Annotated in this window: 10 protein-coding genes; all 10 read left to right on the forward strand. The window is 53.7% G+C overall.

Annotated elements, in window-relative coordinates:
• Positions 1-140 precede the first annotated feature (140 nt).
• Positions 141-1,205 carry a pilus assembly protein PilM gene (locus AC1XYH_RS00610; RefSeq protein ID WP_483324746.1) on the forward strand — a complete coding sequence of 355 codons (1,065 nt, stop codon included), beginning with the start codon at positions 141-143 and terminating at the stop codon, positions 1,203-1,205.
• On the forward strand, positions 1,205-1,786 hold the full coding sequence (locus AC1XYH_RS00615) for a PilN domain-containing protein (RefSeq protein WP_483324747.1): 582 nt from the start codon (positions 1,205-1,207) through the stop codon (positions 1,784-1,786). Before AC1XYH_RS00610 ends, AC1XYH_RS00615 begins: the two co-directional genes overlap by 1 nt.
• Positions 1,783-2,424, forward strand: coding sequence for a type IV pilus inner membrane component PilO (locus AC1XYH_RS00620; RefSeq protein WP_483324748.1), 642 nt, complete (start codon positions 1,783-1,785; stop codon positions 2,422-2,424). The genes AC1XYH_RS00615 and AC1XYH_RS00620 overlap by 4 nt, the downstream gene beginning before the upstream one ends.
• Complete coding sequence (gene pilP, locus AC1XYH_RS00625) at positions 2,424-2,951, forward strand: type 4a pilus biogenesis lipoprotein PilP (RefSeq protein WP_483324749.1); 528 nt, start codon at positions 2,424-2,426, stop codon at positions 2,949-2,951. The genes AC1XYH_RS00620 and pilP overlap by 1 nt, the downstream gene beginning before the upstream one ends.
• A gap of 57 nt (positions 2,952-3,008) precedes the next feature.
• Entirely contained in the window at positions 3,009-5,147 is a 2,139-nt protein-coding gene (locus tag AC1XYH_RS00630; RefSeq protein WP_483326428.1) for a type IV pilus secretin PilQ, read from the forward strand.
• A 5-nt stretch (positions 5,148-5,152) separates the two neighbouring features.
• Entirely contained in the window at positions 5,153-5,662 is a 510-nt protein-coding gene (gene aroK / locus AC1XYH_RS00635; RefSeq protein ID WP_483324750.1) for a shikimate kinase AroK, read from the forward strand.
• A gap of 188 nt (positions 5,663-5,850) precedes the next feature.
• Entirely contained in the window at positions 5,851-6,930 is a 1,080-nt protein-coding gene (gene aroB, locus AC1XYH_RS00640; RefSeq protein ID WP_483324751.1) for a 3-dehydroquinate synthase, read from the forward strand.
• Complete coding sequence (locus AC1XYH_RS00645; RefSeq protein ID WP_483324752.1) at positions 6,927-8,489, forward strand: AAA family ATPase; 1,563 nt, start codon at positions 6,927-6,929, stop codon at positions 8,487-8,489. The genes aroB and AC1XYH_RS00645 overlap by 4 nt, the downstream gene beginning before the upstream one ends.
• A gap of 269 nt (positions 8,490-8,758) precedes the next feature.
• On the forward strand, positions 8,759-13,207 hold the full coding sequence (gene gltB / locus AC1XYH_RS00650; RefSeq protein ID WP_483324753.1) for a glutamate synthase large subunit: 4,449 nt from the start codon (positions 8,759-8,761) through the stop codon (positions 13,205-13,207).
• A 102-nt stretch (positions 13,208-13,309) separates the two neighbouring features.
• Complete coding sequence (locus tag AC1XYH_RS00655; RefSeq protein ID WP_483324754.1) at positions 13,310-14,728, forward strand: FAD-dependent oxidoreductase; 1,419 nt, start codon at positions 13,310-13,312, stop codon at positions 14,726-14,728.
• The last annotated feature ends 138 nt before the right edge of the window (positions 14,729-14,866 follow it).

Here is a 14,866-nt window from a genome sequence, read left to right on the forward strand (position 1 = left end):
GCTGCCCTTGAAGGGTGTAGCAGTCTGCATTATAAGCGTATTTTTTTTGATTTAGCTATTTGCGCTTGTACAGGGACTGTTATTTAATGTAGGAAAACATAAACCGTCCGTAAGTGTCGGATGCTGATAGGAAATTGGCTGTGCTAGGGCTCCTCAAGAAAAAAGCGAATACGCTACTGGGTATCGATATCAGCTCCACCACTGTGAAGCTGCTAGAGCTCAGTCGCTCCGGTAACCGCTATAAGGTCGAAGCTTATGCGGTTGAACCTTTGCCACCCGGTGCGGTGGTGGAGAAAAATATCGTCGAGCTCGAGGGTGTCGGCCAGGCTTTGGAAAAAGTCTTGGCGCGCTCTCGAACGCCGCTAAAACAAGCCGCTGTTGCGGTAGCGGGATCGGCCGTGATCACCAAAACCATTGAGATGGATGCCGGTTTGGATCCAGACGAAATGGAAGAGCAGATTAAGCTCGAAGCTGATCAATATATTCCCTACCCGCTTGATGAAGTTTCCATCGACTTCGAAGTTCAAGGTGTCTCCCCCCGTAACGCAGAGCGAGAAGAGGTTCTTCTGGCCGCTTGTCGTCGTGAAAACGTCGATATCCGCGAAGCTGCGTTAGCGCTCGCGGGGCTCACGGCCAAGGTTGTCGAGGTCGAGGCCTATGCTATGGAGCGGGCGTGCGACTTGGTGATTCACCAGCTTGACGGCGGTGATGAGGCGCTTACCATCGCGGTGATTGATATCGGCGCGACTATGATGACGCTCAGCGTTCTCAGCCAGGGCCGTATTATCTACACCCGTGAGCAGCTCTTCGGTGGCAAGCAGTTAACCGACGAAATTCAGCGCCGTTACGGCCTTTCTCAAGAAGAAGCTGGGCTCGCCAAGAAGCAAGGCGGCTTGCCAGACGACTTTGAAAGCGAAGTGCTCAGTCCATTCAAAGACGCGGTGGTGCAGCAGGTTTCTCGTTCGCTGCAGTTCTTCTTCGCCGGTGGGCAGTACAACGATGTGGACTACATCCTCCTGGCAGGTGGTACAGCCTCTATTCCAGGCCTGGATCAGCTGGTCCAACAGAAGATCGGTACTACCACCTTGGTTGCCAACCCTTTCGCAAACATGACCCTGTCGAACAAGGTTGATGCAGTGGCGCTTAGTAATGACGCACCTGCATTGATGATTGCGTGTGGTCTGGCAATGAGGAGTTTTGACTAATGGCTCGCATTAACCTGTTGCCTTGGCGCGAGCAGCTAAGGGAAGAACGGAAAAAGGAATTTTTAACCATTCTGGCACTGGTTGTGGTTTTTGCTGGCGCTTTGGTTTTTTTAGGTGATCGTCACCTGAATGGCAAGATTGAGCATCAAAACGCCCGCAATACTTTCCTGCAGAAAGAAATCACACTGTTGGAAGCGCGCATTAGCGAAATTGAGCAGTTGCAAGCGCGCCGCACTCAATTGCTCGACCGTATGAAAATCATCCAAGATCTTCAGGGTAATCGTCCGATCATAGTCCGGGTGTTTGACGAGATGACACGGACCTTGCCTGACGGGGTTTACTTTACTTCGGTTTCCATGAGCGGCTCATCTGTCAGTATCAAAGGTGGGGCAGAGTCTAATAGCCGGGTTTCCAAGCTTATGCGGCAAATGGATGCATCCGATTGGCTGGTTTCACCTAATCTGACTGCCGTACGGGCGATCACTTCTGGCGCGCTTGATCAGGCCAACGTGTTTGAGTTGACAGTGAAGCAGACCGAGCCGCGTGCCAGCGCCGCCGCTGAGGGAGAGCAGCAGCCATGAGTTTTTCTCAATCTATGGATAGTTTGAAGAAGATCGACCTCAGTGATCTGGATTTCAACAATATTGGTTCTTGGCCTGGCGCTTTAAAGGTCATCGTCTGTGTTCTGGTATTTGTGGTGCTCTTGGTGTTGGGTTACCACTTCCACCTTAAAGATTTGCAAGTGAGCTTGGAGCGTGTTGAGGCAACAGAGGTTGCGCTACGCAAAGAGTTTGAGGATAAGTCTTTCCGCGCAGCCAATCTTGAAGCTTACAAAGAGCAGCTAGCCGAAATCGAAGAGCGTTTCAGTGGTTTGTTGAAGCAATTGCCCAAGGATAGCGAAGTGCCTGGCTTGCTTGAAGATATCACTCAGATGGGCCTCAATAGCGGCCTTGAGTTCGAGTCGATCACGCTAAAGCCGGAAGTCGCCAAGCAGTTTTATGTTGAGCTGCCCATCAATATTGTGGTTCGAGGTAGTTACCACGACCTCGCTACTTTTGTCAGTAGTGTCGCCGGTTTGCCTCGCATTGTGACTCTTAATGATTTCGTTATTGAGCCGGTGAACGTGGCCAGTCCAGATTTGCTGACAATGAATATTGTGGCCAAGACCTATCGCTATAACGATGCAGGCGATACGAGCGATGCGGGAGGACAGCAATAATGATTGGCAAAAACATAACCTGTTTATCCCTTCTCGCTGTATTCGGTTTGGCGGGTTGCGGTAATAATGAGTTCGCTGATCTGCAGCGCTTTATGGATGAGACGCGTGCCAGGCCAGCTGGAAAAATCGAGGCCTTGCCGCGCTTTGAGCCCTATGAGGCATTTACTTATAGTGCTGCGTCATTGAGAAGCCCTTTCCAGCCACCCATCCGTATAGACCTGACTCAACGTCAGCGCGGCTCACAAGACATCAAGCCCGACGAGAACCGCGTTAAACAATTCCTCGAAGGCTTCAATATTGAAAGCTTCGAAATGGTCGGCACTTTGAGCAACAACAACGGCATGCAAGCCCTGGTTCAGGGTGCGGGTAGCGTGCACCGAGTCCAAGTTGGTGACTATCTGGGGCGAAACTACGGCCGTATAACGGGGATACAGGAAAACCGTTTGGACGTAATCGAAATCGTGCCGGATGGTGAAGGGGGTTGGTTAGAGCGACCGCGGACTCTCAGCTTGCCTGAGCGCGGATAGGTCAACCAGGGAGAGATAATCATGAACTGCAAACAGTCACGCGTGGAACGCAATCAAATGCCTCTAACCAAAAAAATATCGCTGGCAGCCTTAGTGGCGCTACTGAGCCCGTTGGCTATGGCCGCCGATTTACAAAAAATGGACGTTGCCTCTCTGCCGGGCGATCGGGTAGAGCTCAAGTTGACGTTTGATGAGCCGGTTAGTGGGTCACCTAAGGGTTACACCATTGACGAGCCAGCCCGCATAGCGTTGGATTTACCCGGTGTGCAGAACAAACTGGGTGAGCGTAATCGTGAGCTAGGCTTGGGTAACGCTCGCAGCGTTACAGTGGTCGAGGCGAATGATCGCACACGCTTGATCATCAACCTTTCCAACTTGGCTCCTTACACCACTCGCGCAGAAGGTAATAACCTTTTCGTACTGATTGGTGGTTCCTCCCCTGTTGCCTCGGCGGCTTCAGCACCTGTTGCTACGCCCGCGGCGAATAACAGCAATTGGCGCGCAGAGTCAGAACCTGCAGTTTCCAGTGCTGTTTCTTCAGGGCGCGCGATCAGTAGTCTTGATTTTCAGCGTGGAAGTGAAGGTGAAGGCAACGTCATCATTGATCTGACGGATCCGACAATTCGTGTTGACGTTGAGGAGCAGGGGGGAAGGGTAAAGCTGAGCTTCCCTAATACTCGTTTGCCTGACGAGCTGCGCGTTCAGCTGGATGTGAAAGATTTTGCTACGCCAGTGAACTTCATTAACGCGTCTAGCAATGGTAATAACGCCAGTATTGTGATTGAGCCTACCGGTCAGTACGAGCACTTGGTCTATCAAACAGATAATCGTTTGACCGTTAGCTTTAAGCCGCTCAGTCGCGCCGAAGTAGAACAGCGCCGCGCTGATTCTTTTACTTATTCCGGTGAAAAGCTGTCGCTGAATTTTCAAGATATTGAAGTTCGTTCGGTGTTACAGCTAATTGCAGACTTTACGGATTTGAATCTGGTTGCCAGTGACACTGTCCAGGGCAGTATTACCTTGCGCCTGCAAAACGTTCCTTGGGACCAGGCGCTGGACTTGGTATTAAAAACCAAAGGTCTGGACAAGCGTCAGATCGGCAACGTATTGCTGGTAGCGCCAGCTGACGAGATTGCAGCACGTGAACGCCAGGAGCTGGAGTCGCAGAAGCAAATTTCAGAGCTGGCGCCGCTGCGCCGCGAGCTGATTCAGGTCAACTATGCCAACGCGGCTGATATCGCTCAACTGTTCGCGTCGGTTACTGCTTCGGACGATGGGTCTGAGCGCGGCTCTTTAACAGTAGACGCCCGTACTAACAGCATCATCGCGCTTGAAACCCAGGATAAGCTTGACGAATTGCGGCGTATTGTTACTCAGCTCGACATTCCTGTTCGTCAGGTAATGATCGAAGCTCGAATTGTTGAGGCCAACGTCGGTTTCGATAAGGCGCTTGGAGTTCGTTGGGGAGGCAGTGTTAATTTGGGTAGCAGGTTCACCGCCTTCGGTAAGGATACGCAGACTTCTATCGGTGAGACGCCTGATTTTTTACCTGATGGGACCAGCACCGGTGGGTATTATGGTGTTCCTGAGCGAGAGGCGAATTCGCCATTTGTAGACATGGGTGTGGCAGCCGCAACATCTGGCATAGGTATAGGCTTTATTACTGACAACGCTATTCTTGATTTGCAGCTTTCTGCTATGGAGAGCACAGGAAACGGGGAAGTCATATCTCAGCCTAAGGTTGTTACCTCAGATAAGGAAACAGCCAAGATCCTAAAAGGTTCCGAAATTCCTTACCAAGAAGCCAGTTCAAGTGGGGCAACTACTACCGCTTTTGCTGAGGCTGTACTGTCTCTTGAAGTGACTCCTCAGATTACGCCTGATAATCAGGTGATAATGGAGGTAGTGGTTACAAAAGACGAAGCGGACTTTACTCAACAGGTAAATGGAGTACCAACTATTCGAAAGAATGAGGTTGATGCCAAAATCCTGGTAGCTGATGGTGAGACTATCGTGATTGGTGGGGTTTTCTCTAGTCAAACTCAAAATGCTCAAGAGAAGGTTCCGTTCCTTGGTGACTTGCCTGTATTGGGGCGAGCCTTTCGTCGGGATATCACTAATGAAAGTAAAAATGAACTGCTGATCTTCCTGACGCCTCGCATCATTAACAATGGCGCTATTACTCTTGCTAGATAACGCGCTTGAGTAACGTTTTCCTGGTAGGCCCGATGGGAGCTGGTAAGAGCACCATCGGGCGTCTTCTTGCCAAAGAGCTACGTCACCCCTTCAAAGACTCTGATCGTGAGATCGAAGTGCGGACAGGCGCGGATATCCCTTGGATATTCGACGTAGAAGGCGAGGAAGGCTTTCGAGAGCGTGAAGAGGCCATGATCGCGGAGTTGGTACAGGAAGATGGGATCGTCCTGGCGACCGGTGGTGGTGTGGTAATGCGTGATGCAAATCGCGCAGCTTTAGCTGAAAACGGCTTGGTGGTTTATCTGCGTACTAGCGTAGAGCAGCAGCTGCAGCGCACGTCAAAGGATCGTCAGCGACCATTATTGCAAACCAGTGACCCGGAAAATGTGTTGCGGGAGTTGATGGCTAAGCGCGACCCACTGTATATGGAAATAGCTGATTTAGTGATAGAGACCGATCAGCGAGGACCGAAAACTGTTGTTAACACTATTGTTACCAAACTGCTTGAAAGCTAGCTTTGCTTGGCGCCAATAATGCCATCAGTCGTGTTTTTTTATGCTTCAACCCGCCTCTATTCCCCTCCCTATTGACTACCTTTTCGCTCTAAAGCCGTTCAGGCGCGGCTGACGGCTTTTGCTTGGGCGGCATATCCGCGTAGAGCCGGTATGTTGTATGCTTTGCGGATGTTAGAGGGAGAAGCTGGATGCAGTGTTTGAACGTTGATCTTGGTGACCGTAGTTATCCTATTTATATCGGCTCTGGGCTTTTTGATAGCTCCGATCTGCTGGTCTCGCACATCAAAGGGAGGCAGGTTTGTATTGTCACCGACGATACAGTTGCGCCGCTCTATCTCGGCAATCTAGAGCGCGTCTTGCACGGCTTTAAGCTTACCAAGGTGATCTTGCCTACAGGTGAAGCGTTCAAGAACTGGGCTACGTTGCAACAGATTTTTGATGCGTTGCTAAATGACCGACATGACCGCAGAACGACCTTGATAGCGCTAGGCGGCGGGGTTATTGGCGATATGACTGGATTCGCTGCGGCGTGCTATCAGCGGGGAGTCGATTTTATCCAGATTCCTACTACCTTGCTGTCTCAAGTCGACTCGTCTGTTGGCGGCAAGACCGGCATCAATCATCCCGCCGGCAAAAACATGATAGGCGCGTTCTATCAGCCGCAGGCTGTGCTAATTGATACGGATAGTTTAAAAACACTGCCGGAGCGTGAGATTAGCGCTGGGCTAGCAGAAATTATCAAATACGGTTTTATTCGTGACGCCCAATTTCTTGCTTGGCTGGAAAGTAATATGCCTGCCTTGCGCGCTCTAGACTCCCAACTGATTACTGAAGCGATTCAACGTTCTTGTGCAATCAAGGCAGAGGTTGTTGCTGCAGACGAGCGTGAGGGCGGCGTCCGGGCTATCCTGAATCTAGGTCACACCTTTGGCCATGCGATTGAAACGCATCAAGGTTATGGAAATTGGTTGCACGGCGAAGCGGTGGGTACTGGCATGGTGATGGCGTTGGACTTGTCCGCACGTATGGGCTGGATAAGCTCTGAAGACTTGGCTCGCGGCACTAGTGTTGTCGCTTCTGCCGGCTTGCCAGTAATGCCGCCCGAGAATATGTCGCAAACTGATTTTCGGCGCTTGATGGCGGTAGACAAAAAGGTTTTGGATGGGCAGTTGCGCTTGGTATTACTCAGAGCTTTGGGTGATGCCACGGTGACCACGGATTTTGACGCCGACGCGCTGTCGGGCTGCTTGGCGATGTCGCCAGCATGACGCAATACAAGGAAGAGGCCTTTACCTCGATGAGCGAAATCGACCGTTTGTTGGATTACTACCAGTTCACCCATGACCCCTTTGCACCGCGTACGCCGGGATTCAGGTTTTTTACTCCCAAGCGCAAGCCTGTATTGGCGGAGCTGCACCATTTGGCGCGCTACAGTAGCCAGCTTTTGGTGGTGACTGGCCCGGAAGGGAGCGGCAAGACACTTCTGCGGCAGGCTTTGGTAGCCAGCAGTAACAAGGAAAGCGTGCAGTGCATTGTGTTATCAGCACGCGAATTTTCTAATGAGGAAGCACTGCTTGGTTATATCTGCCAGGCAGCCAACGCGGATGGGCGTGACGTAGGGAGCCTGCTGCAAAAGGCCCAGGACAGTGAGGCTGTTGGCATCCAGTTATACTTGGTTGTTGATGATGCCGAAGAGTTGGAGTCTTCAGCTTTGGGTATGCTGGCCGAGATTGCCGAAGCAGGCCAAAGTGCCCCTCGCGTTTTTCTGTTTGCTGACGAAGTGCAAATTGCCTCTGCTTTGCAGTCTTTGCAGACTTCTCCGGAAGACGGTGCCGTGCATATGGCTGCTCTGCAGCCATTGGATCTAGCAGAAACGCGCGACTATCTCGGTCAGCGTCTTGAGGGTGCAGGGCAGGGCATTGAGCTGCTGGCGGACGAACAAGTCGCTGCTATTCATACCCGCTCGCAAGGCTGGCCCGGCGGCATCAATAATGCGGCAAGGGAGGTTATGTTTGAGGCGATGGAGCAGGCGCCTATTGCTGCTGCCGCGCGAGTTGGGCGCGGCGGTTTGCCGCTTCGTACTTTGGTGGCGGTAGCGTTGGTTGCGCTGGGGGTTGGCTTTGCTTGGTATATGGGAGATCAGCCCAAAGAGCCGGAAACCACAGTGTTGGCTTTGCCTGATCCGATCCCTGAAGTGCGCTTGAGTGGAGAAGCAGCAGTTGAGCCTAGTGCTCCACCGACGGCCCCTTTACCTGCTGGTGCTGAGCCTATCGCGCCCTCAGTGCCCTCCCCAGCATCGCCGTCAATTCCGGTATCTGCGGATGCTACATCTGACATCAGCGTTGCTGAGCCTGTGCCGGAGCAGGTGGAGTCCTCCGCGGTTGAGGTGGAGGCAGTTTCACAAGCTCCTTCTGTTGAAGTGAAGCCCGCGCCGCCGGTGGTTACACCTAAGCCACAACCGGCGGAAGCAGCGTCTGCGCGGCCCCCGGTAGCGTCGCCTGCGGCGACACCCAAACCCGCGGAGGCGAGTGGCAGTATTCGCAAAACGGAATGGTATCGTCAACAATCGGCCAGCCGTTACGCCGTGCAGCTGCTGGGCACACGCTCAGAGCAGGCAGCAACCGCCTTTGTGAAAACGCATGCACAACTAGGTGATATTGGCTACTTCGAGACAATGCATCAGGGCGCGCCCTGGTTTGTGGTAACTCAGGGTAGCTATGGCGGACGCCAGGCGGCCCAGGCAGGGGTGGCCAATTTGCCGCAAACGTTGCGCGACAGTAAGCCGTGGCCGCGTAGTTTTGGCGATATCCAGAAGTCTTTACGTTGATTGCGGCCACCGGTGGAGGTCCGCTCCACCGGTGGCTCTAGTGTGCTAAAAAGGCATGGTTGCAGGTTTGAATTAGCGCTATAGTGAAACGCAAAGTTTCCTATTTACGACATTTGAATATGCTTATGCGGCATGGCTGTCTCAAAAAAAATTGTGGCCGTATAGGCTGCTGTGTACAATTACCCCCCTTTTGTCCGGCGCCTAGCCAGATCAATTCTTGTTTGATCCTTGTAAGCGCTTGAATTCAATAGCTTTTTGAGAGTGTGCCTATGAAAGCAGGTTTATACCAGCCTGATCAGTTCAAGGATAACTGTGGCTTTGGCTTGATTGCCCACATGGAAGGTCAGCCCAGTCATCACTTGCTCCAGACGGCTATTGAGGCCCTGACATGCATGACTCACCGTGGCGGTATCAACGCCGACGGTAAGACCGGTGACGGTTGTGGGCTGCTTATTCAGAAGCCTGATCGCTTTTTGCGCTCAGTCGCGCAGGAGCAGTTGTCTGTCGAGCTTCCCGAACAGTATGCCGTTGGCATGGTCTTCATGGGCGCGGATGCAGCCTCAACTAGCGCTGCCAAACAAGCGTTCGCTGATGCTCTGGCAGACCAGGGGCTAACGAGCCTTGGCTGGCGCGAAGTGCCGGTGGATGAAACTGTGCTCGGCCCACTAGCGTTAAGTAGCATGCCGCGTATTGAACAGGTGTTTGTGACCGGCGAAGGGCTGGACGAGCAGCAGTTCGGCGTCAAGCTGTTCTATGTGCGCCGCAAGGCAGAAATTGCCATGCAAGCCGACAGCAACTTCTATGTTTGCAGCCTGTCGCACAAGGTCATTTCCTATAAAGGTTTGATGATGCCGGCGGACCTGGATAAGTTCTATCCGGATCTCGGCGACGACCGCATGGAAACCGCGATCAGCGTGTTCCACCAGCGCTTCTCTACCAATACACTGCCCAAGTGGCCATTGGCTCAGCCGTTCCGCCTGGTCGCGCACAACGGTGAAATCAACACCATCACCGCTAACCGTAATTGGGCGCACGCTCGGCGTAACAAATTCACCAATGATCTAATGCCTGACCTCGATAGTCTGGCGCCATTGGTCAACACCACAGGTTCCGACTCTTCCAGCATGGACAATATGCTGGAATTGTTGATTACCGGCGGCATGGATTTGTTCCGAGCCATTCGCATGGTCGTGCCGCCAGCCTGGCAGAACGTTGAAACCATGGATGCCGATCTACGGGCATTCTATGAGTACAACTCCATGCATATGGAAGCCTGGGACGGCCCAGCGGGTATCGTATTGACTGAAGGTCGTTATGCGGTTTGCCTGCTTGATCGTAACGGTCTGCGTCCTGCGCGTTATGTGGTCACCAAGAACGGTTACATCACCCTGGCCTCGGAAATCGGCGTGTGGAATTACCAGCCCGAAGACGTGATCAGCAAGGGCCGTGTGGGGCCTGGTCAGATTCTGGCGGTTGATACTCAAACGGGTGAAGTGCTGCATACCGATGATGTTGCAGACCGACTCAAGTCACGTCATCCCTACCGCAAATGGTTGAAGGAAAACGCGCTGCGTATCCAGGCCAAGCTGGATGACCGCGACCACGGATCGGACTTCCTCTCTACCGAGCGTCTTAAGCAGTATATGAAGATGTTCCAGGTCACCTTTGAAGAGCGTGATCAGGTGCTGCGTCCGTTAGCCGAGAACGGTCAGGAAGCTGTCGGTTCGATGGGTGACGACACGCCGATGGCGGTGCTTTCGAGTCGCGTGCGTTCGGTCTACGATTATTTTCGTCAGCAGTTCGCTCAGGTAACCAACCCGCCGATCGATCCGTTGCGTGAAGCTATCGTCATGTCGCTTGAGACGTGCCTCGGTGCAGAGCGTAATGTGTTCGAAGAAACTGCCGACCACGCCAACCGAGCTATCCTCAGCTCCCCGGTCATCTCTCCGGCGAAGTGGCGTACCCTGATGCATCTGGATCGCCCAGGCTTCGCGGTGCATACCATCGACCTAAACGTGGATGAGTCTATTCCGCTCGGCGATGCGGTGCGCGATATTGCTAAACAGGCAGAAGCCGCAGTACGTGAAGGCAAGTCGCTGATCGTACTGAGTGATCGCAACATAGAAGCAGGTAAGTTGCCGGTTCACGCGGCGCTGGCGGTGGGCGCAGTACACCACCATCTGTCCGCTGTAGGCGTTCGTTCTGAATGTAATATTCTGGTCGAGACCGCCACCACGCGCGATCCTCACCATTACGCCGTATTGATGGGCTTTGGCGCCACCGCTATCTATCCTTATTTGGCTTACGAAGTGCTCGGCGATCTGCTGCGCACCGGTGAAGTTATTGGTGACCTCTACGAAGTCTTCAAGAGCTACCGTAAAGGCATCTCCAAAGGTTTGTTGAAGATCCTGTCGAAGATGGGCATCTCCACGATTGCTTCCTACCGTGGTGCGCAGCTTTTCGAAGCAGTCGGTCTAGCTGATGAAATCGTTGATGTCTGCTTCAAAGGCGTCGCAAGCCGTATTCAGGGCGCGCGTTTTTGTGATCTGCAGGACGAACAGTTGTTGCTGTCCAAGGAAGCGTGGAATCCACGCAAGTCGATTCAGCAGGGCGGTTTGCTGAAGTTCGTGTTTGGTGGCGAATACCATGCTTACAACCCTGATGTGGTTCGCGCGCTTCAGGATGCTGTGCAGGGCGATAGCTACGACAAATATCTGGAATATGCGGCGCTGGTGAATAATCGCCCGGTTGCCTCGTTGCGCGACCTTCTAAAGGTTCGTGACGACCAGACGGCTATTGCTTTGGATCAGGTTGAGCCGCTCGAGCAGATATTCAAGCGCTTTGACTCTGCCGGTATCTCGTTGGGTGCATTGTCGCCTGAAGCGCACGAGGCCATTGCCGAGGCAATGAACCGGTTGGGCGCGCGCTCCAATTCCGGTGAGGGCGGTGAAGACCCCGCTCGTTACGGTACTGAGCGGACATCCAAGATCAAGCAGATCGCGTCCGGTCGCTTTGGTGTGACGCCCGAGTATCTGGTCAATGCCGATGTGCTGCAGATCAAGGTTGCACAGGGTGCCAAGCCCGGTGAAGGTGGTCAGTTGCCGGGTGGTAAGGTCAATGAGCTGATTGCTCGCCTGCGTTACGCCGTGCCCGGTGTCACGCTGATTTCGCCACCGCCGCACCACGATATTTATTCGATTGAAGATTTGTCGCAGCTAATTTTTGACCTCAAGCAGGTTAACCCTGCTGCCTTGGTCTCGGTCAAGCTGGTATCCGAGCCCGGCGTGGGCACTATTGCTGCGGGTGTGGCCAAGGCCTACGCAGACTTGATCACCATTTCCGGTTACGACGGCGGCACCGGCGCTTCGCCGCTGACGTCTATCCGTTACGCGGGCTCTCCTTGGGAGCTGGGCCTGTCCGAAGCGCATCAAACACTGCGTGGTAACGATCTGCGCGGCAAAGTGCGGGTGCAGACTGACGGTGGTTTAAAAACCGGCCTGGATGTCATCAAGGCGGCTATTCTAGGCGCCGAGAGCTTTGGTTTCGGCACTGGGCCGATGATCGCCTTGGGTTGTAAATATCTGCGTATTTGTCACTTGAACAACTGCGCAACCGGCGTGGCAACGCAAAACGAACACCTGCGCGATAACCACTACATTGGTACGGTCGAGATGGTGATGAATTATTTCACCTACGTCGCGACTGAAACCCGTGAGTGGCTGGCCAAGCTGGGCGTAAGCACTCTGGAAGAGCTGATCGGACGTACCGATTTGCTGGAAATTCTGCCCGGCAGCACCAGTAAGCAGCAGAATCTCGATCTCGAGCCCCTGCTGTTCAGCAAAGACGTTCCTGCTGACAAGCCGCAGTTCTGCATGCAGCCGCGCAATCCGCCATTCGATAAAGGCGAAACCGCCGAGAAAATGGTTAAGTTGGTGCGGGCCAGCATTGACGGTCGCACCGGCGGTGAGTTCGAGATGAAGCTGACCAACTGTGATCGCTCCATCGGTGCGCGGGTGTCGGGCGAAATTGCCAAGGTACACGGCAACCAAGGCATGGTCAGCGCCCCTGTTACCTTCCGCTTTAAGGGGACTGCGGGTCAGAGCTTCGGCGTGTGGAACGCCGGCGGTTTGCACATGTACCTGGAAGGTGACGCCAACGACTACGTGGGCAAAGGGATGACCGCCGGTAAGCTGGTCATTGTGCCGCCGAAAGGTAGCCCATTCCGCTCGGAGCAAACGTCTATCATCGGCAACACCTGCCTGTACGGTTCCACCGGTGGCAAGCTGTTTGCCGCCGGTATCGCTGGCGAGCGTTTTGCGGTGCGCAACTCCGGTTGCCACGCAGTAATTGAAGGTGCCGGTGACCACTGTTGCGAGTACATGACCGGCGGTATGGTCTGTGTGCTGGGTAGCACGGGCCACAACTTTGGCGCGGGCATGACCGGTGGTTTTGCTTATGTTCTGGATCGTGACAACAGCTTCTTTGACAAGCTGAACCACGAGCTGGTGGAGCTACACCGGATCAGCAGTGAGTCGATGGAAGTCTATCGCAGTCACCTGACTCAGGTGTTGACCGAGTATGTCGCAGAGACTGACAGTGCCTGGGGTTTTGAGGTTCTCGATAATCTGGACGACTACATCCGCCGCTTCTGGCTGGTCAAACCCAAAGCTGCCAGCTTGCGTGCGTTGCTGACAAGTACCAGAGCCAACCCGCAGTAAAAGCGGGGATACCAGCGACCGGGCAGGATTAGCCGCCCGGTTAGCGATAGAGATTCGGCAGCGCCACTGGTAATAGTGACGCTGCACTGATGAGGTGTAGACATGGCAGACCGTTTGAATAACGACTTCCAATTCATTGACGTAGGTCGTGAAGACCCGAAGAAGCGAGCGCTGCGCACGCGCAAAACGCAGTTCGTAGAAATTCACGAGCAGTTCAAGCCGGAAGAGGCGTCCGACCAATCACATCGCTGCCTGGAGTGCGGTAATCCCTATTGTGAGTGGAAGTGCCCTGTGCACAACTTCATTCCCAACTGGCTGAAGCTGGTATCTGAAGGCAACATTCTGGAGGCGGCCGAGCTGTCGCACCAGACCAATACCTTGCCGGAAGTCTGTGGCCGTGTTTGTCCACAGGATCGGCTGTGTGAAGGCGCCTGTACTTTGAACGACGGTTTTGGTGCTGTGACTATCGGCAACGTCGAGAAGTACATCACCGACACCGCGTTTGCCATGGGTTGGCGTCCTGATCTGTCGGCTGTTGTGCCGACCGGTAAGCGTGTTGCCATTATTGGTGCCGGTCCAGCGGGCCTTGGTTGTGCAGACGTGCTGGCACGTGCAGGCGTTAGCCCGGTAGTGTTTGATCGTTACCCTGAAATCGGTGGCCTGCTGACCTTTGGCATCCCCGAGTTCAAGCTTGAAAAAACGGTAATGTCCCGTCGTCGCGAGATCTTCGAGGGCATGGGTATCGAGTTTCGTTTGAACACCGAGATCGGCAAGGACGTCAGCATTGACGAACTGCTGGCAGAGTACGATGCGGTATTCATGGGCATGGGCACCTACACCTATATGAAGGGTGGCTTCCCCGGTGAGGACTTACCTGGCGTGTATGATGCGTTGGACTACCTGGTTGCCAACGTCAATCGCAACTTGGGGTTTGAGAAAGCGCCAGAAGATTTCATCGGCTTGAAAGGCAAGAAGGTTGTTGTGCTCGGTGGTGGAGATACCGCCATGGACTGCAACCGCACCTCAATCCGTCAAGGCGCCTCCTCGGTTGCCTGCGCTTATCGTCGCGACGAAGCCAACATGCCTGGCTCGCGCAAGGAAGTGAAGAACGCCAAAGACGAAGGCGTTAAGTTCATGTTTAACCGTCAGCCAATTGCGATTGTCGGTGAAGATCGGGTTGAGGGTGTGAAGGTCGTAGAGACGCGCCTGGGTGAGCCCGATGCACGTGGACGTCGCAGCCCCGAGCCGATTCCCGGTTCTGAAGAGGTGTTGCCAGCGGACGCGGTTATCATTGCCTTTGGCTTCCGCCCAAGCCCGGCTGATTGGTTTTCCGATAAGGAAGTGGGTATCGACAGTCAGGGTCGTGTTGTTGCGCCGGAGGAAGGTCAGTACAAGTTCCAGACCACTAACCCGAAGATTTTCGCCGGTGGTGACATGGTGCGCGGTTCTGATTTGGTGGTAACGGCAATCTGGGAAGGTCGCCAGGCTGCTGAAGGTATTATTGAGTACCTCGAGCTGTAATTCAGTCGTACTCAAATGCTATATCACAAGGGCGCCTGCGGGCGCCCTTGTTGTTTATGGGAACCTGTTGGACTTAACCGCCCGTAGGGAGGAAAAGTCCGATTGGAGTCGTTTTTAGTGATCTTTTGAGCGAATAGT

It is taken from the genome of Pseudomonas sp. GW-45 (assembly GCF_056896675.1).

What these genes read in the sequence shown, in the direction of transcription:
- AC1XYH_RS00615 (WP_483324747.1), top strand. Translation starts at nt 1,205, where the DNA reads ATGGCTCGCATTAACCTGTTGCCTTGGCGCGAGCAGCTAAGGGAAGAA.
- AC1XYH_RS00620 (WP_483324748.1), top strand. Translation starts at nt 1,783, where the DNA reads ATGAGTTTTTCTCAATCTATGGATAGTTTGAAGAAGATCGACCTCAGT.
- pilP (WP_483324749.1), top strand. Translation starts at nt 2,424, where the DNA reads ATGATTGGCAAAAACATAACCTGTTTATCCCTTCTCGCTGTATTCGGT.
- AC1XYH_RS00630 (WP_483326428.1), top strand. Translation starts at nt 3,009, where the DNA reads ATGCCTCTAACCAAAAAAATATCGCTGGCAGCCTTAGTGGCGCTACTG.
- aroB (WP_483324751.1), top strand. Translation starts at nt 5,851, where the DNA reads ATGCAGTGTTTGAACGTTGATCTTGGTGACCGTAGTTATCCTATTTAT.
- AC1XYH_RS00645 (WP_483324752.1), top strand. Translation starts at nt 6,927, where the DNA reads ATGACGCAATACAAGGAAGAGGCCTTTACCTCGATGAGCGAAATCGAC.
- gltB (WP_483324753.1), top strand. Translation starts at nt 8,759, where the DNA reads ATGAAAGCAGGTTTATACCAGCCTGATCAGTTCAAGGATAACTGTGGC.
- AC1XYH_RS00655 (WP_483324754.1), top strand. Translation starts at nt 13,310, where the DNA reads ATGGCAGACCGTTTGAATAACGACTTCCAATTCATTGACGTAGGTCGT.